This is a genomic window from Streptomyces sp. enrichment culture, from assembly GCF_964272855.1.
Lineage (GTDB): Bacteria > Actinomycetota > Actinomycetes > Streptomycetales > Streptomycetaceae > Streptomyces.
The window spans coordinates 1,000,331-1,026,692 of record NZ_OZ186847.1; the positions used below are offsets into that span (position 1 = coordinate 1,000,331).

Consider the following 26,362-nt stretch of genomic DNA (forward strand, 5'->3'; position numbering starts at 1 on the left):
AACCTCGCGCCGAATCGGAGGACGGGAAAGTGACTCAGCGCTTCGGGACCCTGCTCGTCCCAGTGCCCGGCGTGTCCGGCACCACGTACCCGCCTGGAACGCCTGTGACCATCAGCGGACGCGGGTCGACCGTCGACGCTTTCGTGGGCGGCGACTGGCTCCCGCTCGCCTGGTGGGAGTTCGCCGAGGGGCGTAACGAGGACGTCGCCGAAGGCTGACGGGCGGCCGCCTGAAGCCACTATTCGACCGTTGTCCAGTCGAGGGTTCGTTCCACCGCCTTCTTCCATCCGGCGTACCCTTCCGCGCGCTGCTCGTCGCTCCACCGCGGCTGCCACTGCTTGGATTCCTGCCAGTGGGTGCGCAGTTCGTCCTCGCTCCGCCAGAAACCGGTGGCGAGCCCGGCGGCATAGGCGGCACCCAGCGCGGTGGTCTCGGCGACGACCGGACGGCTGACCGGGACGCCGAGGATGTCGGCCTGCATCTGCATGCACAGATCATTGGCGGTCACCCCGCCGTCGACCTTGAGCACGTCCAGATGGACACCGGAGTCCTGCTCCATGGCCTCCACCACGTCGCGGCTCTGGTAGCAGATGGCTTCCAGCGTGGCCCGTGCGATGTGGCCGCCGGTGTGGAAGCGGGACAGCCCGACCATCGCTCCTCGGGCGTCGGAACGCCAGTAGGGCGCGAACAGGCCGGAAAAGGCCGGCACGAAGTACATGCCGCCGTTGTCCTCCACGGTCGCCGCCAGCTGCTCGCTCTCCGCCGCACTACGGATGATCTTCAGCTGGTCGCGCAGCCACTGTACGGCCGAGCCCGTCACGGCCATGGAGCCTTCGAGGGCATAGACCGCCGGGCCGTCGCCGAGCTGGTACGCCACCGTGGTGAGCAGCCCGTGCTGGGAGTGCACCAGCTCCGTGCCCGTGTTGAGCACGAGGAAGTTGCCGGTGCCGTAGGTGTTCTTGGCCTCCCCGGGAGCGAAGCACACCTGGCCCACGGTGGCAGCCTGCTGGTCCCCCAGTACACCGGTGATGGGGATGGCGGCCCGCAGCGGCCGGGAGGTGCGCGCCTGGCCGTAGGCGTCGGCATGGGACGAGGGATTGATGCGTGGCAGCATCGCCCGCGGGATGCCGAAGAAACCGAGCAGCTCGTCGTCCCAGTCGAGGGTTTCCAGGTTCATGAGCATGGTACGGCTGGCATTGGTCACGTCGGTGGCGTGGGTTCCGCCCTCCGGCCCGCCGGTCAGGTTCCACAGCACCCAGCAGTCGGTGTTGCCGAAGAGTGCGTGGCCCTCCTCGGCGGCCTCGCGCAGGCCGTCGACGTTCTCCAGCATCCATTGGATCTTGCCGCCGGAGAAGTAGGTCGCCGGGGGGAGGCCCGCCTTCCGGCGAATGACGTCGCCGCGGCCGTCCCGCTCGAGTGCCGCCGCGATGGAGTCGGTGCGGGTGTCCTGCCAGACGATGGCGTTGTAGTACGGGCGGCCGTTCCGGGGGTCCCAGACCACGGTCGTCTCCCGCTGGTTGGTGATGCCGATCGCCGCCAGGTCCGATGCGGACAGGTTGCGCTCCCGCATGGCGGTCTGCATCACGGTGTTGCTGCGTTCCCAGATCTCCACGGGGTCGTGTTCGACCCAGCCCGAGCGCGGAAGGATCTGGGCGTGCTCCAGCTGGTGCTTCGCCACCTCGTTGCCGTCGTGGTCGAAGATCATGAACCGAGTGCTGGTGGTTCCCTGGTCCACCGCGCCCACGAAGTCCGCCATGAGTTGACTCCCTCTCCGGAGAGAACCGGGGCTGCGCGCCGCCGGGCCGCTGGGCCGCTGGGCCGGTCAGCCTTCCGGGGCCGGGACGCGGCCCGGAGGCTCGGGTTTCGCGGCCGGCAGGAAGCGGCCGATGAAGAACTTGTAGATGAACGCACCCACCAGGCCACCGATCAGCGGTCCCACAATCGGCACCCAGAAGTAGAGTTGGCCGTACTGATCTCGCCACGCGCCGCCGTACCCGGTGATATAGCTCGCCAGGCGTGGGCCGAAGTCACGTGCCGGGTTGATCGCGTATCCCGCGTTGGTGCCCCAGGCCATGCCGATCGCGACCACGATAAGTCCCACGATGAACGGGGCCATATTCGCGCCCGGGGGATTGTTCAGCAGGTCCGTCACCGCCATGACCAGCATCAGCAGGATCGCCGTGCCGATGACCTGGTCACGGAACGCACCCCACTCGTAGACCGGCAGGTTCGTGTTGCCGTTGGCGGGCAGGGTCGAGAAGACTCCCTGCGTTTTGATCGTGTGCCCTGGATCCGCCTTCGCCAACGCCTCTGTGTAGTTCCATCGCACCAGCAGAGCGGCCACGAAGGCGCCCGCGGTCTGAGCGACGGCGTAGGGTGCCACCTTCTTCCAGGGGAATCCTTTGAAGGCGGCGAGGGCCAGTGTCACTGCGGGGTTGATGTGGGCGCCGCTGATCCGTGCCGCCACGTACACACCGAGGGTCACGCCGAGCCCCCACGCCCAGGCGATGCTGTCGTGGTCGCCCAGACCGCCCGGTGGAGTGGTGAGCGCTCCACCCGCGACCACTTGAGCCACCACACCGCAGCCGAACAAAATGAGCACCATGGTGCCTGCGAACTCCGCGAAGAGCTCCGCCACCAGCCCTGATGCGTCTTTGTTACGGGCCATGGAATCCCGCCTCCCGCCGACTGAATCGGTAGCCGACTTGCCGGAGATCTCTTCACACATCGTAAGCCGATCAAGAGTTTGTCGCCCTGCGAGAGCCCCGGCCCACGAAATCCCCGTCACCGACGTTCATCATCTGGCCGACAGGCCGGTCGATCAGCTGTTTCAGGGCTCGCACTGACCCCTCGCTGACTTCTGGGACGCATGGTGTCGCCGCGCAGGACCGAGCGCGGCGTCGGCCGCGCCTGCCGGCCACGCTGGAGGGGCGCGGTTTCGGGAGCCTGGGTACGTTTCCGGTATGGGCATCGATGTCGACGCGTTCCTCCGTCGTCTGGCTGAGGAGCTCAGGCCCCGGGCGCAGGAGTCGGCCGACCTGCTGCTGCGGCGACTGCGCGTGGACATGCCCGAGCTGTGGGAGCACGAGGAGCTCGCCGGGCTCGCGCTGGAGGAGACGGCCGGGCACATCACCAGGTTCCTCGACGTGCTCGAAGGGCGCATCGACGCGGCGGAGGTCGAGGCGCCGGCCGAGGCGCTGGAGCTCGCCCGGCAGGCCGCCCGGCGCGGGGTGCCGATCAGCCGGCTGCTGCGCTCCTACCGCCTCGGTCACATGGTCCTGGTCCAGCTGGTCCAGGGCGAGGCCGCGCGGCTCAGCGACGACTGGGAGCTGACGAACGCCGCGGCCTCGCGGCTGGTGGGCGCGGCTTTCGCGTACGTCGACCGCGGCTCGGAGCAGGTCGTCGCGGTGTATCAGGAGGAGCGCGACCGGCGGGTGCAGCAACGGCTGCTGCTGACGAACGAGGCCAGTCGGCGGATCGGTACCAGTCTCGACACCGCCCGTACCGCCGAGGAGCTGGCGGAGTTCGGCACCGAGGACTTCGCCGACCTCGTCACCGTCGACCTCCTCGACTCCCTGCTCCACGACGGCGACGCCCATCCGCCCGAGCCGACCGCGCGCACGCCGGTGCTGCGTCGGATCGCCCGGCGTTCGGCGCTGGACGACGACGTGGACCTGCCGGTCGCCACCGGCCGGACGCACACCTACCCGCCGGAGTCGGAACCGGCGCGCGCTCTGGCCTCGGGGCAGCCGCGCCTGCTCCGCGTCACGACGCCCGCGTCCGGCCGGCACTCCGCCCTGCTGCTGCCCCTGCGGGCCCGCGGCAACATCCTGGGCCTCGCCCACTTCCTCCGCCGCGCCACCGCGCCTCCCTTCGACGACGACGACCTTCTGCTGGCCCAGGAGATCGCGGCACTGGCGGCGGTGTCCATCGACAACGCCCGCCGGTACAGCCAGGAGCGCACCACCGCGCTCACCCTCCAGCGCAGCCTGCTGCCGCAGCGCGCGGTGGAGCAGGCCGCCGTCGACACGGCGTCCCGCTATCTGCCGAGCGGTGCCCGGACCGGCGTGGGCGGCGACTGGTACGACGTGATCCCGCTGTCCGGAGCGCGGGTCGCCCTCGTCGTCGGCGACGTCGTCGGCCGCGGTCTGCACGCCGCCGCCACCATGGGCCGCCTGCGCACGGCCGTGCGGTCCTTCGCGGACATCGACCTCATGCCCGACGAACTCCTCACCCACCTGGACGACGTGGTCATCCGCCTCCAGCGCGAGGAGGCGCGGCACGACGACGAGTTGAGCGCCACCTGCCTCTACGCGGTCTACGATCCGGTGTCCCGCCTGTGCACACTGGCCAGCGCCGGACATGTGGCGCCGGCCGTGGCAACCCCTCCTTCCGTCCAGGGCGTCGACGCCACCTGGGCGGTCGACTTCCCCGAGATGCCGATCGGCCCGCCCCTGGGCCTCGGCGGACTCCCCTTCGAGACGGCGCAGTTCGAGCTCGCGGAGGGCAGCCTGCTGGCTCTGTACACCGACGGCCTCATCCAGAGCCGTGACCGTGACGTCGACTCCGCACGCGCCGCACTGTGCGACGCCCTCACCGACGGACCGGACACACCGGAGGAGATCTGCGACCGGTTGCTGACCGCCGTACTGCCCGTCGACCGCTCCGACGACGTCGCCCTGCTGGTGGCGCGGACCCGGGCCCTGGACCCCGGCCATGTCACCACGCTGGACCTGCCCTCGGACCCGGCGGCTGTCGCGGGCGCGCGTGGCCACACCTCCGAGACGCTCGCCGCCTGGGGGCTGGAGGAGCTGTCCTTCGCCACGGAACTGATCGTCAGCGAACTGGTCACCAACGCGATCCGTTACGGCAAGGGGCCGATCCAGCTCCGGCTGATCCTGCAGTCCACGCTCGCCTGCGAGGTCTTCGACACGAACAGCACCTCCCCGCACCTGCGCCACGCCCGCACTTTCGACGAGGGCGGGCGCGGGCTGCTGCTGGTCGCTCAGCTCGCCGAGCGCTGGGGCACACGGCACAGCCGCGAGGGCAAGGTGATCTGGGCGGAACAGGCCCTGCCGACCGAGGCGGACGGCAGGATCAGATGACGTCCTGCTCCACCCGTCTCTCGGTGTGAACCGGACGCCGGCCCGGTTTCCTGCTGCCGAGCCACCCGAGGAGGAACGCCGCGGGTATGGAGACCAGGCCCGGTGAGCGGAACGGATACCAGTTGAAATCCGCCCCCGGCACGAGTGCGTACGCGGATCCGGACACGGTGGGAGAGAACATCGTCAGGACGGTGCACAGCAGCAGCCCTCCGTAGACGGACCACACCAGTCCTCTGCGGTCGAACCCCTTCCAGAAGAAGGAGTAGATGACCACCGGGGCCACACATGAGGCCGCGACGCTCATCGAGAAGATGGCCAGGAACTCCAGCGAGTACCGATGAGCGGCCGCTGACAGCGTCAGACCCATGACGCCCAGGGCGACGATGGCAAGACGCAGGACGGGCACCTGCCGGGTGGTGGTGGTGCGAGGGCAGTCGGCGCGCGCGAACACATCGTGGGCCAGGGAGACCGCGGCCGCGAACACCACGCTGGTCACGGTCGTGAGGACGACCAGAAAAGCGACACAGGCCACGACGGTGATCAGCGCGGCGCGCGTGGCGGAGCCGTTCGGCAGGACGCCGGAGGCGAGCAGGATCGGGGAGGCCTGCCCATTGGCGTCGACCATGCCGATTCCCCAGCCGCCGACCACCGCCGCGGCCGCGAAGCCCGTGGCGATCAGGAGGAGGAAATAGACACCGGTCAGGCCCGCGGCGATGCTCATGGATCGCCGTGCCGAGCGGCCGCTCCGGGACGCGGCGATGCGCAGGATCAGGTGTGGCATCGCGACCGTCCCGAGGATCTGGACGAGGTGATCGCTGACCATGTTGAGGGGCACGAGGCTCGGTATGTGTGCCCAGAGCCCCGGGCCCAGGTAGTCGCCGGGCGCCACGCTCTTGTCCACCGCGGCCGAGAGCAGGCTGCCCGCGTCCCACGAGAACTTCCGCAGGGACAGCGCCGTGAGCACCGCGAGCGTGGCCAGGGTGATGACCACCTTGACCACGTGCATGCGGCTGGTGCCCTTGAGATCCGCCACCGCGGCGAAGCAGACGACGAGCCCGCCCATCAGCACCGTGCACAGCACCTGGGCCGCGTCGGTCGACATGCCGATCAGCATGGCCGACATGATGCCGCCGGCCCGCAGCTGGAGCACGAGCATGGGAAGCGTGACGGCGAGGGTCACCACGGCCGCGGCGATGCGCGGCGCCGAACCGGACGCCCGCAGGGAGAAGAGGTCGCCGAGTGTGTAGCGGCCACTGTCGCGGATCTTCTGCGCGAGGAGCAGCAGCAGTCCGAGTGCGATGACACTGTCGACGGCGGAGGCGTAACCGTCGTAGCCGAAGAGAGCTACGGCCCCGGTGGTCGCGAACAGCGTGAGGACGGAGATGTGTTCGCCGGCCATGGCGAACCCGTTGAAGACCGGCGAGAGGGACCGGTCGGCGATGTACAGCCTTTCCGGGTGGTCGTCGTGGGTGGCCAGAGTGAAGACCCACAGCAGGGCCAGACCGATGAAGACGAAGAACGCGATCAGCACCGGGCCTCTCGCCGCCGAACCGATCGGGTCGTGTCCGCTCGAACTCAGGAGGTACCAGGTCACCGGGTCACCGCCCGGGACTCGTCGGCTCGGAGGCACTGGAGGCACTGGAGGCCCCGGACACCAGGGGCCGTTCGAGGAGGTCACACACCCGCATCCCCCGGTTCTCGTACCACCAGACGCTGCCGGCGAAGACGCCGAGCTGCAGGATTCCCCAGCCGAGGCCCAGCGTGAACCGGCCGTACACGGGAGCCGCGGCGAGCTCCGCGGCACAGGACAGCACGACACCGAGGGCGAAGGGCACCGCGTTGAGGGCGAGGAACACCAGCTGGGCACGGCGTACGGCGCGGCGGTGCAGGTCGACGCGTTGCGGACGGACGTCCGTCACCGGCTCACCGGGCGGCTTCGGAACGAAGTAGGAGCGCACGGAACTCTCTTGTAGGTAAGGGTGCGGGGGTTCAGGAAACCGAGCCTCGTCGGGCGTTGCGCCGGCTTCCGTTGACCAGGTCGTTGAAACGGTCGACGGCCCAGATGGTGCGCAGTCCCAGCGGGCCCATCATCATCGGGCGGGGGAACACCGGCTTCTTCCTCCACACTCCCTCCAGGTCCTCGTGTCGCTCGCCGTCGACGATCAGATCGGCGATGAGGGATCCGACGTAGGGCGCTTGGGCCAGGCCGTGGCCGTTGCAGGCGATCGAGTAGAAGACGTTGTCGCCGATCTGCCCGGCGAGGGGAAGCCAGGACGAGGTGATCGCGATCCATCCTCCCCACGCACGTTCGATCGCGACGTCGGACAGAGCCGGGAACCGCGTCGCGAAGGCCCTGGCGAGTTCTTCGACGAGCGCCGGGTCCGGCTGCTTCCGCGGGAGGGGATACGTCGTGCCACGCTCGAGCCGTCGGACGCCGAACACGATGGTGTCGCGCGGCGTCAGGCGGTAGTTCTCCATGATGGCGTGCTGGGTGACGAGTCCCGACCGACTGGTCCACCCCAGTGCCGCCAGCCGGGCGGGATCGATGGGCTCGGTCTCCACCTCGATGACCCAGATGGGCACGGAGAGCCGTGGAGGAGTGATGTCCCACTCCCCTGCGTACGCGTTCGTCGCCAGAACCACTTGGCGCGCCCGCACCACCCCCTGAGGCGTGGTGAGGGCCACCTGACCGCGGTCGCGCGTGACATCGGTGACCTTCGTCCGCTCGAAGACTCGCGCGGACGAGCCGAGCAGTGCGCGGCGCACGCCCGAGGTGAACCTGCCGGGGTTCATCATTCCCCCGACCACCTCGCGCATCCCGCCGAGGAATCCGCGGGGGATTCCGAGTTCTTCGCTGGTGCCCGATTCCACGTGGCCGCCGGCGCGCTGAAGGATCCTGGTCACACGGCGCACTCGGCCCATCTGCCCACGAGACACCGCCGCGAAGACGTTGCCCGTCGGTTCGTAGTCGCAGTCGATGTCGTACGTCTTGACGAGCTCTTCGACGTGGTGCGCGGCGCGCTCGGCGAGGCGGACCATGCCGGGCATCTTCTTGCGGTACAGCAGATTGAGGAGTTGCAGGTCACCGCCTGGAGCACCCGCCACTTGTCCCGCGTTGCGAGAGCTGGCGCCGTGTCCGCAGAACTCGGCCTCCAGCAGCACCACGTCCTGACCGCGTTCGGCCAGTCGCAGCGCCGTCGACATGCCTCCGAGGCCACCGCCGACCACCGCGACCTCACAGGTGAGATCACCGGTCAGGGCCGGCTGGATGTCTGCGGGCGGATCGACCCAGCCGCTGAAGGTGGTGTACTCGACGTTGTCGGTGTTCATTTGATCGCTCCTCGCGAATGTGCCCTGGCCTTTGGTGCGTTGCTCAGGCCCGAGCGGCCCTCTGGCCGTTCGCAACCGGTTCCGCACCCGTCGCCACGTTGTGGTCGTGCAGCGCGCGGTAGGCGATGAAGTACACGAACATCTGGAATCCCCAGGTGGCCAGCGCGGCCGAGTAGAAAAGCGTTCGGTGCTCGTCGTCTGCCTGGAGCGGGAAGAAGTCGTAGGTGATCGCGATCACCGAGGCGGCCGCGGTCGCCAGCCCGGCGCCGACGGCGAGGCCCTTGGCACCGATCTTCCAGAGCCGCCACGAGAAGTAGGCCAGGAAAAGGGTCGTGAGCGCGTTGACGACGACGTAGAACGTCGCCGGGCCGACGTGGAGTTCGTGGCCGCGGAACTGCTGGAGATACAGGCCGGCGCCGATGGCCAGTGCGAACACGGCGATGTCGACCACGACCGTCGGCTTGTACCGGTGTGTCACGCCCATCAGGCCCATGACGAGAATGAGGGTGATGCCGACGGATCGCGAGAATGCGTCGAAGAAGTACGCGATGTTGTACAGGAAGCTGTTCTCGTCTCCGCTCAGAAGTGCCCAGAGGAGGAAGTTCGAGCCCGACGTGGCGACGATCATCCATTCCAGGCCGAGCAGGTAATTGTTGTAGCGTCTGATGAACTTCCATCCGAAGTGGAAGCCGGCGAAGATCATCCAGAGATCGGCCAGCATGAAGAGCAGTTCCTTCATGTCATTGATTCCTTCGGGTCGTGCCTTCGCCTCTGCGCTGAAGGCGGTGATTTCGGGGAGGGGTGTTAGTCAGGTGTTCAAGACGGATGACCAAGAAGTTGGGCTCGGCCGCGGGCGCGGCTGTTAGGCTGGTCAGCGACTTAATCAAGCGTCCAACTGCGTGGATGCCTTGCAACGGGAGGACTCGTGGCACGCCGGATCTCCGTCGCCCAACGGCGCAGCGACTTCATCAACGCCGCTGTGGAAGTCATCGCGGCCCACGGCATCGACGGCGCGACGACCCGACGGATCGCCGAGCAGGCTCAGGCGAACCTGGCGATGCTGCACTACTGCTACGACTCCAAGGAGGACCTCTTCGCCGATGTCTACACATTCGTGTCCGGCAGGTTCCGCGAGGTGGTCAAGAACAGCGATCCGCACTCCGATCTGAAGGACACGGCGCGCCAACTCCTGCGCGGTGTCATGGAGTGCTACCTCGAGTCGGCCAGCTTCACCGCGGCCACGATGGAACTCATCAGCTGGGCGCGGCGTCAGCACGGAGAGCGCGGTATCGCGGTGTACGACCAGGCCCTCGAGACGGTGCGCGCCGTGCTGCGCGACGCTCCCTCGGACCACCCGGTCGAACCGGAGACCATCGACCAGATCGCCTATGTCATCGCCACCCTGGCCGACGGCTTCGCCTTGAACTGGTACACCTACGGGGATCGGTCCGCCGCCACGCAGCACATGGAAATCACCGTCTCGGTACTCGACAGCTGGCTCGCGGTTCGGCTCGGATCCACGCCCGTGGCATCGTGACCGCCGTGCAGGGCTGTCACAGCGGCAGGTCGGGCGAGTCGACGCCGACGACCCGGTCGCCGCAGAAGACGCGCACCGACTCCGCCGGCCCGTGGCCGCCGATGCCGGCCGGGCCCCAGAAGCTCTGAGCCGACTCCTCACCGAGGTCGGCGAGCTTGGCGCCGTTGACGCGCACCTCGCCGGCCAGGACGCGGGAGCCGATGTCGATCGCGCGGTCGGTGTCGGCGCCGAACACATAGGCGTCCAGGCCCGAGGGATGGGCGTTGGCGAGGCGCAACGCCTCTTCGGCGGAGTCCACGGCGTGCAGGGAGACGACCGGACCGAAGAGCTCGGCGGTGGCCTGAGCGGGGTCGGCGCCGGCGGCGACCGTCGGCGACATGAAGAAGCCGTCGAGCCCGGGCAGCCGGGCGGGCCGGTGGATGCTCGCCCCGAGTCCGCGCAGGCCCTCGATCCTGCTCTGCAGCGTCTGGAAGTGCGGCGCGTTGGAGATCGGGCCGATCTCGACGTTCTCGTCGAGGGAGTGACCGACGACGAGCTTGGAGATCCGCTCGGTCAACGCCTCGAGAAGAGGGCCGGCCAGGCTGCGGTGAGCGAGGATCTTGCCCGGCCCCTCACACCACTGACCGTTGAGCTTGGTCATGCCGTCGAGGATGCCGTCGGCGGTGACGTCGAGGTCGGCGTCGTCCAGCACGAGCACCGGATTGTTGCCGCCGAGCTCCAGCTGCAGGACCTTGAAGTCCTCCGCGGCGGCCCGTGCGATGGCGCGGCCGGCACCCGGTCCGCCGGTGAACGAGACGATCTTGACGCGCGGGTCGGCGGTCAGCCTGGCTCCGACGTCGCCACCGCCGTGCACCAGTTGCAGCGCGCCACTGGGCAGGCCCGCCTCGACGAAGCACTCGACGATGATCTGCGCGCTGCCGGGCGCGTGCTCCGAGGGTTTGAGGATGACGGGGCAGCCGGCCGCCATCGCGCTGGCGATCTTGGCGGCGGGAATGAAGCTCGGCCCGTTCCACGGCGTGAGGATCGCGGCCGGGCCCCACGGCACCTTGTGCAGGCGGACGTCGCGGCCGCCGGCCGCCAGCGCGGTGACGCGCGGGATGTTCACCAGGTCGGACGCCGCCGCCCGGATCCTCGCGGGCAGGAAGGCCGCGACCTTGCGCGTGACGCTGATGGGTGTGCCGCTGGTCAGCGAGTCCGTCCGTGCGATGTCCTCGGCACGGGTCTCGATGATCGCGGCGACCCGTTCGAGCATGCCGGCGCGCTCGTACCGGGCGTCCTCGTCCCAGCGGCCGGTGTCGTACACGCGCTCCGCGTGCCGCAGCGCCCGGTCGAGATCGTCGGGTGCTGTCGTGACGAGTCGGTGGACGGGTTCGCGCGTGTTGGGGTCGACGTTCCACGCGTCGTCGACCGTCGGGCACTCGCTCCAGTCGTCGGCGATGTGGTTCACCGGCTGGGGGATCGTGATCTGGTTGCTCGCCATGGAGTTCACCTCTGCGTTCACTCGTCGGTCAGGACTGGAGGTCGACGACGATGCGGGTCACGTCACCGGACTTCATCGCCTCGAAGCCCTCGTTGATCTCGCCGAACGGGATGACGCGGGTCACCATCTCGTCGAGCAGCAGGCGTCCCTGCTGGTACAGGCGCGCGAGCTGGAGGATGTCCTGCCGTGCCTGGCCGGAGCCCATGTAGGAGCCGATGAGTCGCTTCTCCTCGAAGAAGAAGTCCGAGGCCGGGATGCTGAGCTCGGTCCCTCCGGGGGCGATCCCGACCAGGCACGCGGTACCCGTAGGGCGCAGGAGGGCCACGGCCGTCGCCGCGGTACGCGCCGAGCCGACCGCCTCGAAGGAGTAGTCCGCTCCGTCGCCCAACTGGCGGTGGAGTTCCGCGACGACGTCGCCGCGTGCGCCGTTGATGACGTGGGTCGCGCCGTAGCCGCGCGCGGCCTTGAGCCGTTCGTCGTCCAGGTCGATCGCGACGATCGCCGACGCGCCGGCGAGCCTGGCCCCCTGGATGATGGCCGACCCGACGCCGCCACAGCCGATGACCGCGACGGTGCTGCCGGGCCTCACCTGGGCGCCGCGGAAGACGGCGCCGACGCCGGTGACGACGCAGCAGGCCAGGAGGCACCCGATGTGCAGCGGTATGTCGTCGGGGAGCTTCACCAGAGCGTTCTCACGCATGAGGGTGTGCCGGGAGAACGCCCCGATGTCGCCGAGCCGCTCGATCGGCCGGCCGTCCGTGGTCCGGAACGCCGGCCGCGGACGGCGTCGTATCTCCTCGACGCGCCGGCACTGCGTCGACCGCCCCGCCTCACAGTTGACGCAGCGGCCGCAGGAGGGGGTCAGCGCGCCGACCACGCGGTCACCGGGACGCAGGCCGGACACCTGCGCCCCGACCGCGTCGACCACGCCCGCCACCTCGTGCCCGACCACGACCGGCAGGCCGGTCGGAACCGTCCCCGTCATGTAGTGCAGGTCGCTGTGGCACAGCCCCACGTTCGTGACCGCGACGCGCACCTCGTGCGGCTCCGGGTCGTCCACCTGAATGTCGGTCAGCTGGAGCGGTTCGTCGACCGCGGCGAGTACCGCGGCCTGGGTGTCGATCATGTCGACGTCCCCTCTTTCGGTTCCGGTGGCATTGCTCTGTCGAAGGTGATGGCGAGCCCCAGGGCGAAGCTCACGCGCCGGTGCCCCCGTGCGCCCGGGGCGGGGCTTACGCTCCGGTGCCCTTGGCGGACCAGAAGCTCTTGATCCCCGCGCTGAGGACACCGCTGTCCCATGCTTTCCTCGCGGCGAGGTCCTCACGACCGAAGGCCGCTTCGATCTCCTCGGCCCGAGGGCGCAGGAGAGCCAGGTGGAGGGCCGTCGTGTTTCCCTCGGGCGTCCACTCGATGACGGTGTCGACGGCCCGGCCGATCAGGGCGTCGGGCTCGACGATCTCGTGCAGGAGCCCGATCCGCAGCGCCTCGTCGGCTCCGATCCGGGGTGATCCGAGCACCAGGCGCATCGCATGGCTGCCGACGAGGCGCCCGAGCAGCACGCTGGAAGCGTTCGAGATCGTGAGACCCCGGCCGTTCTCCGGCTGGTAGTACTCCGTCGCCCGGGTTCCGATGCGGGCGTCGCAGCACAGGGTGATCTCCGAGGCTCCTCCGACCGCGAGTCCGTTGACAGCCGCGACGACGGGTACCCGCGTCTGCAGGATGGCCCGGGTGATGTCGTGGAAGCTCTCGAACGCCTCGCGGAGCTCAGCGTCCGTGGACGGAGCGCTCTGGAGGTCCTCCCCCGCGGAGAAGGCCCTCCCCTCGCCGGTGAGGACGATCCCGCGCACGCTGTCGCCGGTCCCGAACTCACGGACGGCCGTTGCCAGCCGCAGCCGGGTGGCGACGTCCATGGCGTTGAGCTTCTCGGGACGCCGGAGCGTCAGCACCGCGACGCCCCGCACGACGTCGACGTCGAGGAATCCTTTGCCGGACGCGGCTCGTGCCCCCGTCTTGTTCCGCCGTGCACCGAGGTCGTACGTCACGCCGGGAGCTTCTGCGGCGCGCGCCTTGAGGGCCGGCTTGGAGATGCGTTCGGACGGCGTCCGGGGGAAGTCGGCGACGAACTCGACGTAGCGCGGCACCTTGAAGCGAGCGAGTTCCTTGCCGGCCCTCTCGACGACCTCCTCAGCCGTCGCACGATCGCCCGGCACGCCGGCCGCCAGCTGGACGAAGGCCTTGACCTCCTCGCCCAGGGTCTCGTCGGGCTCGGCGACGACCGCGGCCGCCACGACCACGTCGTCGCGTTCCAGGGCGGCTTCGACCTCGGCGCTCGCGACGTTCTCACCACCGCGGCGCACCATGTCCTTGATCCTGCCGACCAGCTGGATGCCCTGATCGGCCCGTCGGACGACGACGTCACCGGTGTGGAGCCGGCCGTCGCGCAGCACCCTGGCCGTCTCCTCGGGGCGGTTCCAGTAACCGCTCATCATGGGCTTGCCCGAGACGACCAGTTCACCGGGTTCGCCGGCCGGCACCTCGGCGCCGTCGGGACCGACGACGCGGACCTGCTTGGTCGGCACCGGCTGCCCCAGGCTCCCGCTCCCGACGGCGCCGGCGTCGGCGAACGGGCTGAACAGGTCGACTCCGGACTCGGTCATCCCGTAGATCTCCCGCCAGGGCGCGCCCCATCGTTCCTCCAGCTGCGCGTGCAGGGAGACGGGAATGCCCGAACAGAGCACCTGGCGCACGGCGTTGTCGCGGTCCTCGGGCGTGGGCGGCTGCTTGAACAACAGGGTGGGCATCGACCCCAGGACGTAGAAGAAGGTCGCGCGGTGCCGGCGGACGTCGGCCATGAAGGTCGACGCGGAGAACCGGGGCAGCACGACCAGCGGGGCCCCGACCGTGAGGGCGAGCGCCGTGTTCCACTGCGGATCCATGTAGGAGAACGGCTGCGCCGTCAGGAGCACGTCCTCGCTGCCGAGTCCGGTCGCCGCCGCGCAGATCCAGGCCAACCGGACCCAGTAGTCGTGGGTGAGCATGCACGCCTTGGGGAAGCCGGTCGTACCGGAGGTGTACTGCAGGTTCGCCAGCGTCCCGGCATCGACCGGCACTGCCGGCGCCCTCCGCGGGAAGGGGCCGGCCCCGTCGTCTGCGACGTCGACGACACGAAGGCCGCCGGGCCCGTCCTCGGTCGCCATGACGTCGGCGATGAGACCGGCCCGTTCGGAGTCGGTGAACGCGACGCGTGCACCCGAGTCCCGGAGGACGAAGGCGAGATCGCCCCGCCGGTAGGAGGAGTTGACCGGAACCGCGACCGCTCCGGCCTTCAGCGCCGCGAGCCAGACCACCGGCCAGTGCACGACGTTCGGCAGCATGATCGCGACACGGTCGCCCGGCTGTACGCCGTCGATCTCGATCAGCCGGTGTGCCAGCCTGGAGGTCCATGCGTCGATGTCGGCGAAGCTCCATGACCGTTCGCCGAAGCGCAGGAACTCCCGTTCCGGTGTGTCCTGTGCGCGCCGTGACAGCAGCTCGGTCAGGGTCGGGACGGTGGGGTCCGCGCCGATCTGTCCGGGCTTCACGACCGGCAGGGGACGCGGGTGCGTGCGATCCGCCTGCCCGACTGCCACGTTCTCCGTCATCACAAGCTCCTGTGCGTCTGTTCACCGCGGTGGGCCGCGAGCAGCTCCGCCGCGGCCTGGACGATCCATGTGATCGTCGGGTCCGCGCTCTTCATCCACTCCGGGTGCCACTGGACTCCGAGCACCGGAGCGCCGGGCAGCTCCACCGACTCGATCACGCCGTCGCTCGTCCGTCCGGTGACGACCAGGCCGGTGCCGCAGCGGTCGACGGCCTGGTGGTGCCAGGAGTTGGTCACCGCGTGCCCGCCGAACAGGCCGGCGGCGATCGAGCCCTCCTCGAAGGTCACGAGGTGATCGAGGGTGCCGTCGGTCGGCGCGGCCTCTGCCGACAGGTGGCTCACGGAGCCGGGCGGCAGATCCGCGATCAGCGTGCCGCCGAGGGCGACGTTGAGCACCTGCAGGCCGCGGCACACGCCCAGCACGGGAATTCCCCGCTCCAGCGCGGCTCGGACGAGGCCGATCTCGTACTCGTCCCGAGCCACGTCGTGGACCATCGGGTCCGTCCGCGGGTCGATGTCGCGGACCGGTGTCGTGTCGCCGCCCCAGCAGGCCGGATGGACGTCCTGTCCGCCGGTGATCACCACACCGGACAGCCACTGGCAGATGTCCGTCGCGTCGGTGTCGTACGACAGGTGCACCGGGAGTCCACCGGCCAGCGCGACGCGGCTCGCGAAGTCCGACATGTAGCTGTCGGTGCATCGGTCGCCGTACCGTTCGTCGGCTCCCTCGATCAGGTGCAGCCGGTACCGCCGCCCGGTGATGCCGATCACCGGGCGCACCGTCACGGCGTTCTCACGCCCGCTCACGGCAGTTCGAAGTAGCGAGTCGACTCCCACTCGGAGAGCTCGGCGAACGGGTCGCCGCCGGCGGTGTGGAACTGCATCCACTCCCACTTGCGCGACGCGATCCAGTAGTCGACGAACTCGCCGCCGAGAAGATCGCGCAGGACCAGGTCGGCCTCCAGGGCCGCCGCGGCCTTCGTGATGGTGTCCGGGACCCGCTCGACGCCCAGACCCGGCGGCAGGCACCACGCCATCTCGGTGACCTGCTCGGGCGGGTCGATCTTCCGCTCGACACCGGCGACGACGCCGGCCAGCACGCCCGCGAGCGCGAGGTAGAGGTTCGCGTCGGCGCCCGGGAGGCGGTACTCGAGACGGGAGTACGTGGGGTGTCCGCAGACGGCGCGCACCGCGGCGGTCTTGTTGCTGATCCCCCAACTGATCGTGACGGGTGGTCCGCTGAGGTCGACCAGCCGCCGGTACGACGTGATCTGCGGCAGCACGATCGAGGTGTTGCCCTCCATCGTCGCCAGCAGCCCGCCGATGGCGTGCAGCATCGTGTCCGACGGGCCGTTCTCGGCGTGGAACGCGTTGGCGCCGTCGCGCTGCAGGGAGATGTTGATGTGGGATGCCTGGCCGTAACCGGCGGTGGGCTTGGCCATGAAGGTCACGCTGTGCCCGCGCTCGAACGCGACCTCGCGCATGATCTGGCGGGTCCGTGCCCAGGCGTCGCCGACCTTGACCGGGTCGCCCGGTGCGAGGTTGAGCTCGATCTGACCGGCGGCGTCCTCGTCGCTCCAGGCCTCCCACGCGATGCCGACCTCGTCGAGGCGGTCGGCCACGGCGTTCATGTAGTCGGTCCAGTCCTTCGACTTGGCGAGGTGGTAGGCCGTGCCCGCGCTGCCGCCCAAGGGGGTCAGGCCGCGGTAACCGCGGGCGCGCGCCTCGTGGATCGGCTCCTCGAAGACGGTCGCCTCGATCTCGACCGCGACGGTCGCGGTGAATCCGTGCGTCGCCAGACGATCGACCATCTTCCGCACCAGGTTGCGCGGACAGATCGGGACCGGCGTGCCGTCCTTGAGCCAGTAGTCGCCGATGACCGAGTCCAGGCCCGGCTTCCACTCGACCAGGGTCGACATGTCTGGGCGGAGGTAGACGTCGTCGAGGTGGCCGCGCCAGACGGGGTAGGCGGAACCGAAGGTGGGAAGGTTGCCGAGGTCGAGGCCGAACAGGAGATCCGCGAAGGGGAAACCCGAGTCCTTGCCCGCGGCGAACTTCGCGGGCGAGACGTTCTTGCCGAGGAGACATCCCTCCGGGTTCGTCGCCTCGAGGCGGACGGCTCGCGCGCCGGAGTCGCGAAGCGGCGCGCTCGTGGCCGTGGTGCGGAGGTCAGACATCGTAACGAACCTTCCAGGAGGCGCCGACCATCACGGACAGCTGGGACATGGTGCCCTGGATGCCCAGGGCACCCGAGGACAGGACGGCGAGGAGGTCGTCGGCACCGGAGAACACGCCGGCGAGCGTCTCGGGAGCTCCGGCGATCAGGTACTGCGTGGGACCGTCGCCGAGCACGGCCTGCTCCAGGCCCTCGGGCCCCTCGGTGACCGCGATCAGCACGTCGGGGATGCCCGGCAGTGAACGTGTCGTGTCCCAGAACCGCTGAGCGGCATCACGCCATGCGGGCAGCGGCGGCGTGAGCGCCCGCAGGACAGCCTCGGCCAGGTCGGCGTCACCGGCGGGATCCGCCGTCGGGGCGAAGCGCGCGTCGAGGTCGACGGTGAGGGCGGCGTCCGGTTCGGCCGGCAGGCCGCTGGAGACGTCGATTCCGTTGTCACCGAAGGTGATCGTCGCGGTCTGCGGCGTGTCGTGGGAGTGGATCGCCACGGTGCCGGTCGACCTGTTCAGGGTGTCGACGGCGTGCCCGGTCCGGGCGGAGTCGCCCAGCGTGCGGCCGACCAGCCGCACGAGGGGACTGGCGTCGTCCTCGATCCTGATGTCGACCTCTGCGGCACACGCCGAGGTCGGCGTGGGGGCCGTCATGGTTTCGGCCATCCTTCGGTCCTTTCGACTTCACGAACCACGCGACCCGTAGGGGCGCCGCACGGTCTCTGGCCATCCCGATTTCTTAGTCATGTGACTCAAACGGGTGACTAGGATGGTGGGGCACGGACCGCAACGTGTCAACACCCCCGTAACCCCTCGCCGGAAAGGCCCCGCGCATGGCCAAGCCCGTCCCCCCGAGCTGGAAACACCTCGACGCCGACGCGCTGCTCGTCGCCCAGGCGATCACCGAGGCACTGCCCGCACCTGTCCGCGAGCTGGGCGCCCGGGCGGCGCGCGAACTGCTCGCGAGCACACCGTCCGGCCGTCCGCTGACACCCCTCGACCGGGTCGGGGCGGTGACCGTCCCGACCCGCTCCGGACCACTGCGCGCACGCCTCTACCACCCACCGGGCTCCACGGCCGGGGACCTGCGGCCGGCGCTGCTGTATCTCCACGGCGGCGGATTCGTTCTCGGAACCCTCGACGGAGTCGACGAGGTGTGCCGCGCCATCGCCGGCCGGTCCGGCTGGGCGGTGCTCTCCCTGGAGTACCGGCTCGCCCCGGAGCACCCCTATCCGGCGGCCCTCGAGGACGCGCTCGACGCGCTGCACTGGCTGCGCGGGTCGGGTCGGGACTCGGGCATCGACCCGGAGATGATCGCCGTCGGCGGCGACTCCGCCGGCGGCAACCTCGCCGCCGCGCTCTGCCTCCACCTCCGGGACCACGGACTCCCGCTCCCGGCGTCACAGATCCTCGTCTATCCCGCGGTCGACGACCGGTTCTCCACGCCGTCCTGGACCCGGTTCGCCGACGCGCCCCTGCTGACCACAGCCGATGCGCGCTGGCTCTGGGAGCAGTACATCGGCCCCGGCCGCCAGGGCGGCGTCGATGAGTACGCGGCCCCCATGAAAGCGGCGTCCCTGAACGGGCTGCCGCCGGCCCTGGTCCTCACCGCCGAGGTCGACCCGCTGCGCGACGACGCCGAGGCGTACGCCGAACGACTGCGGCACGACGGCGTACCCACCACCTCCGTCCGCCACTCGGGCGTGTTCCACGGCTTCTTCACCGAGGTCGGCGTCTTCGCCCGGACCGACGCGGCGATCGACGACGTGGTGCGGCATCTGCGCCGCACCGCCGCCGCTTCCTGACGGCCGCCGGGCATTGACGGGGTCACCGTCCGTAGCTACATTCTTGGTCATTCGACCTAGTCAAACGACTACCTCCGTGCCGTCTGTCAGCCCCTGGGACCACGAGAAGGCAGAGACCAATGACCGACACCCGCTCCACCGCCCCCGTCGTCGATGTCCTGTGCATCGGCGCCGGGTTCTCCGGCCTCTACTCCGCCTACAAGGCGGCCGAGCAGGGCTGGACCGTCGCCGGGTACGAGACCGCCCCCGACGTCGGCGGCACCTGGTACTGGAACACGTATCCGGGCGCCCGATGCGACGTCGAGAGCGTCTACTACTCGTACTCGTTCAGCGAGGAACTCCAGCAGGAGTGGACCTGGAGCGAGCGCTTCGCCCCGCAGGCGGAGATCCTTCGCTACATCAACCATGTCGCCGACCGCTTCGACCTTCGACGGCACTTCCGGTTCAACACCAAAGTGGTCGCGGCCGATTGGCTTCCCGACGAGCGCCTTTGGGAGCTGACCCTCGACTCCGGCGACACCCGCCGTGGCCGCTATCTGCTGGCCGGCTCGGGCGGACTGTCGACGCCGAAGGACTTCGACGTGCCCGGCCTGGAGAACTTCGCCGGGCTGACGGTGTCGACGAGCCGCTGGACGATCTCGCTCGACGAGCTCGCCGGCAAGCGGGTCGCCGTCATCGGCACGGGATCGTCGGGTGTGCAGTGCATCCCGCTCATCGCCGAGGTCGCGGCCCACCTGACCGTGTTCCAGCGGACCCCCAACTACGTCTTCCCCGCCCGCAACGCCCCGATACCCGCGGAGACCGTCGCCGGGATCAAGAAGAACTACCCCGCCATTCGCGAGGAGTGCCGGCAGTCCCCCGGCGGAATCCCGGACCGCCCCGTGACCGATCGCGCCTTCGACGTCTCCGACGAGGAGCGTCGGGAGCGCTACGAGCGGGCCTACGAGCGCAGCGGATTCCTCGGCGTCGGCGCGGAGTTCGCCGACCTCCTCACCGACCCGGAGGCCAACGAGACCGCGGCGGAGTTCGTGCGTCAGAAGATCCGCCAGATCGTCCGTGATCCGCGGACCGCGTCTCTGCTCGAGCCCCGGTTCCACCCGCTGGGCGCCAAGCGCAGCTGTTTCGGAACGGACTACTACGAGACGTTCAATCGTCCGAACGTCTCGCTCGTCTCGCTGCGTGACGAGCCGATCTCGACCATGACGTCCGGCAGCATCGTCACCGAGGGCGGGTCCTACGACGTCGACGCCATCGTTCTCGCGATCGGTTTCGACGCCTTCACCGGACCCCTGTACGCGCTCAACGTCAAGACACCTCAGGCAGGCAGGCTCCAGGACGCGTGGCGTGACGGCGTACGCACCTACCTGGGCATCATGACCGCGGGATTCCCCAACTTCTTCATGATCGGCGGCCCGCAGAGCCCCGCCCTCGCGAGCAACGTCGTCGTGACGATCGAGCAGGCGGTCGACTGGATCACCGACCTGATCGCCCATGCCAAGGAAGAGGGCGGCGATGTCGTCGAAGCCACCCCCGAGGCCCAGGACGACTGGGTGAACATCACCGAGGCCACGGTGAACCAGACGCTGTACGCCACCACCGACTCCTGGTACCGCGGCTCCAACGTGACCGGCAAGCCGGCCACCTTCCTCGGCTACGTCGGCGGCGTCGGCAAGTACCGCCGCATGTGCGCCGAGATCGCCAAGCGCGGCTACCCCGGAATCAGGATCGGCGGAGAGGCGATCGCCCGCCGGATCGGCCGCATCGACGAGGAAATCGCGTGAAGGTCGTCCATCAGCGGTACGTCGCCCACTCCGACGCCCACTACGCCGGCAACCTCGTCGACGGTGCGTTCAGCCTGAAGCTGTTCGGTGATGCCGGAACACACCTGGCGATCACCACCGACGGCCACGAGAGCCTCTTCGCCGGGTACTCCTCGGTCGAGTTCCTCGCGCCGATCCGCGGCGGAGACATCGTCGAGGTCGAGGCGCGCCTCGCGGCCAAGGGCAAGCGGAGCCGAACGGTCGAGTTCGAACTGCGCATCATCTGCCGAGCCCTGGACGAGACCGGCCGGGCGGAAGTACTCGCCGAGCCCATCGTCGCCACTCGTGCCCGAGGCACGGGCGTCATCCCCGCCAGCGCAATCACGGAAGCAAGTGGAGGGAGCCATGAATACATCGAGCCACGTACGTGAAGAGTCGTGCGAGTTCGTCGTGGTCGGTGCCGGCATGGCGGGGTTGATGGCGGCGACCGCCCTGTCCGATCGGGACGTCGTCGTGCTCGAAGCCGCCGGCCGGGCCGGGGGGCGCGTGGAGTCGGTTCGCCAGGGTGACCACTGGATCAACCTCGGTACCCAGTTCACCGAGGGAACCGGTGCCCTGATCGACGCCCTCGAACGCCACCGGATCCCCATGGGGACGCTGGCGGGCAAGAAAGTGGCCCTCGCGCTCAACGGGAAGCAGGTCGACACATCGAATCCGTTCGGCCTGATGCTGCGCTCCCGGATGACCCTCATGGACCGGGTCGGACTGGCGGCCGTCGGCGCTCGCATCCTCGCGGCCGTGCCGTTCCTGGCGATGAACCCCGGCAATCCCCTGGCGAAGCGAGTCCGGGCGGCACTCGACGCTCGCTCCGCGTCGTACGTGCTGCGCGGCGTTCACTCCGACGTCGCGCGGGCCATGGTGCGGTCCTGGTCCGGGCAATGGATGGGATGCGAGCCGGAGGAGACGGCGGCGACCCAGTTCGCGATCTCGATGGGGATCCTCCTCACGGACCCGGCGAAGGTACCGAACTTCTCCCTGCCGGAGGGAGGGAACCAGACCCTCACCGACGTCCTGGCCGCCGACCTCGGTGAGCGGCTGCGGCTCGACTCGCCGGTGAGGTCGGTGGAGTGGACCGAGGACGGCGTCGTCGTGGACTACGCGGACGAGAACGGGCCGGCGCGGATACGCGCCCGCCGTGCGATCGTGGCCGTTCCCGGTGACGTGGCGGTGAGGATCATGCCCGGCCTCCCGCCCGCGTATCGGGCGGCGTTCGAGGACATCCGCTACGGCCGGTACGTGGTGGTGGGCTACTTCACCCGCGAGGAGGGCCCGCAGCGGTGGGACGACTACATCGCCGTGTCGACGCCGCAGCTGTCGTTCCAGGCGATGTTCAACCATGCCGCGGCCGGGCGCGGTCCCGGCCCGCGAAAGCCGGGCGGCGCGCTGGCCTGCTTCGCGGGCGGCGCGGCGGCCGACAGGCTTTTCGACCTCACCGACGAGGAGATCGTCACCCGGTTCACCACGGACCTCCTCTCGCTCTACCCGGAACTCGGGGGGAAGCTCGACGAGGGGATCGTGCGGCGTCACCACCGGGTCGTGCCGTTCTGGGCGCCCGGCGGGCGTGCCTCGCTGCCGACGCTGCGCCGGCACCTCGGCCCCGTCCACCTGGCCGGTGACTACCAGCTCGACATGCCCTCACTCGCCGACGCGGCCTCGTCGGGTGAGCGGGCCGCAGAGCAGGCCCTGGCGAGCCTTTCCCGCCCGGTGCGCTGACGATCCGACGCGCACCGCGTTCCTCCATTCACCAAGAACCTCTCCAGCACTTGCACGGAAGGTGACCATGCCTGCCCCACACAACCCCGCCCGTCAGGCGGACCGGCTTTACCACGACCTCCTCTCCCCCGCGGAGACCCGCGAACTCCGCGAACGGGTGCGGAAGATCGCCGCCGACGTCGTCGCCCCCGCCGCACGCCGGATCGCGAACGGCGACGAGCGCGTCGACGGCTTTCCGCGGGACGTATTCGCCGGCCTTGCCGCCGCCGGCCTGTTCCGGGTGCCCTTCGCCGCCCAGGTCGGCGGGGACGGCCTCGCGCACCCGGTCACGGCGACCGCCGTCGCGATCGAGGAACTGGCCTACTACTCCAGCAGCGTCGCGGCGGTCTTCGACGTCCATTGCATCCTCGCCGGCAACGTGCTGACCCACGGCACCGCTGCCCAGCAGCAGCGGTGGCTGCGACCGGTGGCCGAGGGCACCGTGGTGGGCGCCTTCGCCACCACCGAGCCCGACGCGTCCTCCGACCTGAGCCCTCGATCGGTCCGGACCCTCGCCGTCCGGCGCGGCGACACGTGGGTCCTCAACGGCCGCAAGCGCTGGATCTCCAACTCACCGGTCGCGGGTTTCGTCGTCACCCTCGCCCGCACCGGCGACCGGCTGTCGATGTTCATCGTCGACACCTCCCTGCCCGGAGTGCGCGTCGGCGAGCCCGATCAGAAGATGGGCAACCGCGGCCAGCTCACCGCGGACGTGTGGTTCGAGGACGTCGAGCTGACCGGCGACTGCCTGCTCGGCGGCGAGCCCGGACAAGGACTGCGTCACGCGCTCGCCACGCTCACGCTCGGCCGCATCGGCATCGCCGCCGCCGGTGTCGGCATGGCGCAGGCCGCGTTCGACCACGCTGTCGCGCACCTGTCGACCCGGGAGGCATTCGGCCGGAAGCTGGCCGCCAACCAGCACTGGCAGTTCCTCCTGGCCGACCGCGCCACGGAGATCGAGAACGCCCGCAACCTCTACCTCAAGGCCGCGCTGCGCCGTGACGCCGGCGAGGTGTTCCCCGAGCCGGAAGCCGCGATGGCGAAGCAGTACGGAAGCAGGCTGGCCGTCGACATGGCGCGCGACGCGATCCAGGCGTTCGGTGGTCTCGGCTTCGCCCGGGAACTCAGCGCCGACGGCACCCCGGGGCCGGTCGAGGCGATCTACCGCGACAGCAAGATCGGGGAGATCTACGAGGGCACCAACGAGATCCTGAAGTGGGTCATCGCTCGCAACATCTTCGGCAAGGAGATCACCGGATGAGCCTCGCGGGCCGCACCCTGCTCATGTCGGGCGGCAGCCGCGGCATCGGCCTGGCGATCGCCGTCGCCGCCGCCCGCCGCGGCGCCAACGTGATCCTGCTGGCCAAGACCGACACTCCGGACCCCCGGCTGTCGGGCACGATCCACACCGCCGCCGCGGAGATCGAGGCCGCCGGCGGCCGTGCGCTCGCCGTCGTCGGGGACGTACGCGACGAGGCATCGGTGCAGCGGGCCGTCGAACGAGGCGTGGACAGGTTCGGCGGCATCGACATCGTGGTCAACAACGCTTCGGCGCTGGCCGTCGACGGCACCGAGACGCTGACGACGAAGCGGTTCGACCTGATGGCCGACATTCAACTGCGCGGCACGTACCTGCTCTCCAGCAAGGCCCTCCCCCACCTGCGCGAGGGGACCAACCCGCACATCCTCTCGCTCAGCCCGCCCCTCAACCTGTCCCCCGCCTGGCTCGGCGCCCACCCCGCGTACACGATGGCCAAGTACGGCATGACGATCCTGACCCTAGGCTGGGCGGCGGAGTACGCCGACCACGGTGTGGCGGCCAACTGCCTGTGGCCCGAGACCTACATCGCCACCGCCGCGGTGAAGAACATCCTCGGCGGCGACGCCGCGATCGAGAGGTCACGCTCACCCGAGATCGTGGCCGATGCCGCCGTCACGATCCTCGAACGGCCCGCGAGCGAGTGCACCGGCAACACGTTCCTCGACGTCGAGGTACTCCGCGACGCCGGAGTCACCGACCTCTCGCCGTACGGCGGCACAGGGGAACTCCAGTACGACATCTTCGTCGATCCGCCGCGATGACGAAGCGGCCCGCCCGCGCTGGGGGGCGGACGCGGACCACACGATCCATCCGCGGGCGAGCGAGCCCGCCGCGAGGCTCATGAGGAGTCACCATGCTGAACCTGTCGATCCTGCTCGAAGACTCCGCCCGTAAGTACCCCGACCGCGAAGCCGTCGTACTGGGCCCGACCCGCATGACGTACCGTCAGGTGAACGCCGCGGCCAACCAGGTCGCGAACCTGCTCGCGGAACGCGGGATCGGCCCCGGCGACAGGGTGGCCCTCAGCTGCCCGAACCTGCCGTACTTCCCGGTCGTCTGCTACGGCATCCTCAAGACCGGCGCGGCCGTCGTCCCGCTCAACGTCCTCTTGAAGAGCCGCGAGATCGCCTACCACCTGGACGACGCCGAGGTGAAGGCCTACTTCTGCTTCGAGGGCACCCCCGAGTTGCCCATGAGCGCCGAGGGCTTCGCCGGCTTCCAGCGGGTCAACGCCGTCGAGCACTTCTTCGTCATCACCGGTGATCCGGCGGCTGCCAGTCCCATCGACGGCGTCGAGACGCTCGGCAGTACCCTGGCCGGCCAGGGCACCACGTTCGCGTCGGCAGCGACCGAGCCCACCGACACCGCGCTCGTCCTCTACACGTCCGGGACCACCGGACAGGCCAAGGGCGCGGAGCTGTCGCACGCCAACACGGTGATGAACGTGCTGGCATGCAACCGCCTGTTCCGCAGCACCCCGGCTTCCGACAGCCACCTGCTCTGCCTGCCGCTTTTCCACACCTTCGGTGCCACGGTGCAGATGCACGCGGGCTTCTCGATGGCTGCCACCCTCCACCTCGTTCCCCGCTTCGACGCGCGGGAAGCCGTCGAGCTGATGGGCCGCGAGTCCATCACGTTCTTCGCCGGCGTGCCCACCATGTGGTGGGGCCTCCTGAACGCGCTCAGCGACGACGTCGACGTCGAGCGCATCGCGAGCAACCTCCGGATCGGCATCTCCGGAGGTGCCGCGCTCCCGATGGAGATCGCCCACCAGATCGAACAACGCCTCGGGCTCACGGTGCTCGAGGGCTACGGGTTGTCGGAGACTTCTCCCGTCGCGACGTTCAGCGACCCCGGTCTCGGCCCACGCCCGGGATCCATCGGGGTGCCCATCTGGGGCGTCGAACTGAAGCTCATGAACGACGACTGGACCGAGGTGACCGAGAGCGGCCAGGTCGGCGAGATCGCGGTCAAGGGCCACAACGTGATGAAGGGCTATTACGGCCGGCCGGAAGCCACCGCCGAGGTCATCCGCGACGGATGGCTCCGCACCGGAGACCTCGCACGGCGCGACAAGGACGGCTTCTACTACATCGTCGACCGATCGAAGGACCTCATCATCAGAGGCGGCTTCAACGTCTACCCGCGTGAGATCGAGGAAGTCCTGATGACGCACCCGCAGGTCAGCCTGGCCGCCGTCATCGGCGTACCCCATGACAGCCACGGCGAGGAGATCAAGGCCTACGTCATCCTCCAGCCCGGTTCCTCCCTCACCACCGACGAGCTCGTCGCCTGGGCCAAGGGAGAGATGGCGTCCTACAAATACCCGCGCCTCGTCGAGTTCGTGCCCAGCCTGCCGATGACCTCAACCGGAAAGATCCTCAAGCGCGAGCTGGCCCGCTGAAC

The 26,362-nt window shown here is 69.6% G+C and carries 22 protein-coding genes; 10 read left to right on the plus strand and 12 right to left on the minus strand.

Annotation, left to right across the window (positions count from 1 at the left end):
• Nucleotides 1-29 precede the first annotated feature (29 nt).
• Nucleotides 30-218: a hypothetical protein gene (locus tag ACSU6L_RS04255; RefSeq protein ID WP_073944455.1), complete on the plus strand. Its 189-nt coding sequence runs from the start codon at nt 30-32 to the stop codon at nt 216-218.
• Nucleotides 219-238: 20 nt separating this feature from the next.
• Here ACSU6L_RS04255 and glpK read toward each other — a convergent pair whose 3' ends face one another.
• Nucleotides 239-1,756 carry a glycerol kinase GlpK gene (gene glpK / locus ACSU6L_RS04260; RefSeq protein WP_437053662.1) on the minus strand — a complete coding sequence of 506 codons (1,518 nt, stop codon included), beginning with the start codon at nt 1,754-1,756 and terminating at the stop codon, nt 239-241.
• 66 nt (nt 1,757-1,822) lie between these two features.
• Nucleotides 1,823-2,668 carry an MIP/aquaporin family protein gene (locus tag ACSU6L_RS04265; protein ID WP_437053664.1) on the minus strand — a complete coding sequence of 282 codons (846 nt, stop codon included), beginning with the start codon at nt 2,666-2,668 and terminating at the stop codon, nt 1,823-1,825.
• 295 nt (nt 2,669-2,963) lie between these two features.
• Here ACSU6L_RS04265 and ACSU6L_RS04270 point away from each other — a divergent pair, with 295 nt between their 5' ends.
• Nucleotides 2,964-5,105: an ATP-binding SpoIIE family protein phosphatase gene (locus tag ACSU6L_RS04270; protein WP_437053666.1), complete on the plus strand. Its 2,142-nt coding sequence runs from the start codon at nt 2,964-2,966 to the stop codon at nt 5,103-5,105.
• Here ACSU6L_RS04270 and ACSU6L_RS04275 read toward each other — a convergent pair.
• Genes ACSU6L_RS04275 through ACSU6L_RS04290 form a run of 4 tightly spaced genes read right to left on the minus strand, consistent with a single transcriptional unit; the run spans nt 5,098 to nt 9,174 of the window.
• Entirely contained in the window at nt 5,098-6,699 is a 1,602-nt protein-coding gene (locus tag ACSU6L_RS04275) for a sodium:solute symporter family transporter (protein WP_437053668.1), read from the minus strand. The genes ACSU6L_RS04270 and ACSU6L_RS04275 overlap by 8 nt on opposite strands.
• A 4-nt stretch (nt 6,700-6,703) precedes the next feature.
• Nucleotides 6,704-7,063, minus strand: a complete 360-nt coding sequence (locus tag ACSU6L_RS04280; RefSeq protein ID WP_437053670.1) for a hypothetical protein — start codon at nt 7,061-7,063, stop codon at nt 6,704-6,706.
• Between the two features lie 31 nt (nt 7,064-7,094).
• Complete coding sequence (locus ACSU6L_RS04285; RefSeq protein WP_437053672.1) at nt 7,095-8,435, minus strand: NAD(P)/FAD-dependent oxidoreductase; 1,341 nt, start codon at nt 8,433-8,435, stop codon at nt 7,095-7,097.
• Between the two features lie 43 nt (nt 8,436-8,478).
• Nucleotides 8,479-9,174 carry a transporter gene (locus ACSU6L_RS04290; RefSeq protein WP_437053674.1) on the minus strand — a complete coding sequence of 232 codons (696 nt, stop codon included), beginning with the start codon at nt 9,172-9,174 and terminating at the stop codon, nt 8,479-8,481.
• A 186-nt stretch (nt 9,175-9,360) separates the two neighbouring features.
• Between ACSU6L_RS04290 and ACSU6L_RS04295 the strand changes: the two genes are divergently transcribed.
• Complete coding sequence (locus ACSU6L_RS04295; protein ID WP_437053676.1) at nt 9,361-9,972, plus strand: TetR/AcrR family transcriptional regulator; 612 nt, start codon at nt 9,361-9,363, stop codon at nt 9,970-9,972.
• 16 nt (nt 9,973-9,988) lie between these two features.
• Here the strand turns inward: ACSU6L_RS04295 and ACSU6L_RS04300 are convergent, their stop codons facing one another.
• From ACSU6L_RS04300 to ACSU6L_RS04325, 6 genes are all read right to left on the minus strand, one after another.
• Complete coding sequence (locus ACSU6L_RS04300; RefSeq protein WP_437053678.1) at nt 9,989-11,452, minus strand: aldehyde dehydrogenase family protein; 1,464 nt, start codon at nt 11,450-11,452, stop codon at nt 9,989-9,991.
• Between the two features lie 28 nt (nt 11,453-11,480).
• Nucleotides 11,481-12,578 (minus strand): Zn-dependent alcohol dehydrogenase, encoded by a 1,098-nt coding sequence (locus ACSU6L_RS04305; RefSeq protein WP_437053680.1) that lies wholly within the window; start codon nt 12,576-12,578, stop codon nt 11,481-11,483.
• 106 nt (nt 12,579-12,684) lie between these two features.
• Nucleotides 12,685-15,093, minus strand: a complete 2,409-nt coding sequence (locus ACSU6L_RS04310; protein WP_437053682.1) for an AMP-binding protein — start codon at nt 15,091-15,093, stop codon at nt 12,685-12,687.
• Complete coding sequence (locus ACSU6L_RS04315; RefSeq protein WP_437053684.1) at nt 15,093-15,899, minus strand: gamma-glutamyl-gamma-aminobutyrate hydrolase family protein; 807 nt, start codon at nt 15,897-15,899, stop codon at nt 15,093-15,095. The genes ACSU6L_RS04310 and ACSU6L_RS04315 overlap by 1 nt, the downstream gene beginning before the upstream one ends.
• Entirely contained in the window at nt 15,896-17,269 is a 1,374-nt protein-coding gene (locus ACSU6L_RS04320; protein WP_437053686.1) for a glutamine synthetase family protein, read from the minus strand. The genes ACSU6L_RS04315 and ACSU6L_RS04320 overlap by 4 nt, the downstream gene beginning before the upstream one ends.
• Nucleotides 17,262-17,924, minus strand: coding sequence for a hypothetical protein (locus ACSU6L_RS04325; protein ID WP_437053688.1), 663 nt, complete (start codon nt 17,922-17,924; stop codon nt 17,262-17,264). The genes ACSU6L_RS04320 and ACSU6L_RS04325 overlap by 8 nt, the downstream gene beginning before the upstream one ends.
• 167 nt (nt 17,925-18,091) lie before the next feature.
• Between ACSU6L_RS04325 and ACSU6L_RS04330 the strand changes: the two genes are divergently transcribed.
• The 7 genes from ACSU6L_RS04330 to ACSU6L_RS04360 all read left to right on the plus strand — a co-directional run bounded on the left by ACSU6L_RS04330 (nt 18,092) and on the right by ACSU6L_RS04360 (nt 26,360).
• A complete protein-coding gene (locus ACSU6L_RS04330; RefSeq protein WP_437053690.1) occupies nt 18,092-19,063 on the plus strand; it encodes an alpha/beta hydrolase in 972 nt (323 codons plus the stop codon).
• Between the two features lie 119 nt (nt 19,064-19,182).
• Complete coding sequence (locus ACSU6L_RS04335; protein WP_437053692.1) at nt 19,183-20,844, plus strand: flavin-containing monooxygenase; 1,662 nt, start codon at nt 19,183-19,185, stop codon at nt 20,842-20,844.
• Nucleotides 20,841-21,254 (plus strand): hotdog domain-containing protein, encoded by a 414-nt coding sequence (locus tag ACSU6L_RS04340; RefSeq protein ID WP_437053694.1) that lies wholly within the window; start codon nt 20,841-20,843, stop codon nt 21,252-21,254. The genes ACSU6L_RS04335 and ACSU6L_RS04340 overlap by 4 nt, the downstream gene beginning before the upstream one ends.
• Nucleotides 21,229-22,596, plus strand: coding sequence for a flavin monoamine oxidase family protein (locus tag ACSU6L_RS04345; protein WP_437053696.1), 1,368 nt, complete (start codon nt 21,229-21,231; stop codon nt 22,594-22,596). The genes ACSU6L_RS04340 and ACSU6L_RS04345 overlap by 26 nt, the downstream gene beginning before the upstream one ends.
• Nucleotides 22,597-22,663: 67 nt before the next feature.
• Nucleotides 22,664-23,896: an acyl-CoA dehydrogenase family protein gene (locus ACSU6L_RS04350; protein WP_437053698.1), complete on the plus strand. Its 1,233-nt coding sequence runs from the start codon at nt 22,664-22,666 to the stop codon at nt 23,894-23,896.
• Nucleotides 23,893-24,717 carry an SDR family oxidoreductase gene (locus ACSU6L_RS04355; RefSeq protein WP_437053700.1) on the plus strand — a complete coding sequence of 275 codons (825 nt, stop codon included), beginning with the start codon at nt 23,893-23,895 and terminating at the stop codon, nt 24,715-24,717. Before ACSU6L_RS04350 ends, ACSU6L_RS04355 begins: the two co-directional genes overlap by 4 nt.
• Before the next feature lie 92 nt (nt 24,718-24,809).
• Nucleotides 24,810-26,360: a long-chain-fatty-acid--CoA ligase gene (locus ACSU6L_RS04360; RefSeq protein WP_437053702.1), complete on the plus strand. Its 1,551-nt coding sequence runs from the start codon at nt 24,810-24,812 to the stop codon at nt 26,358-26,360.
• The last annotated feature ends 2 nt before the right edge of the window (nt 26,361-26,362 follow it).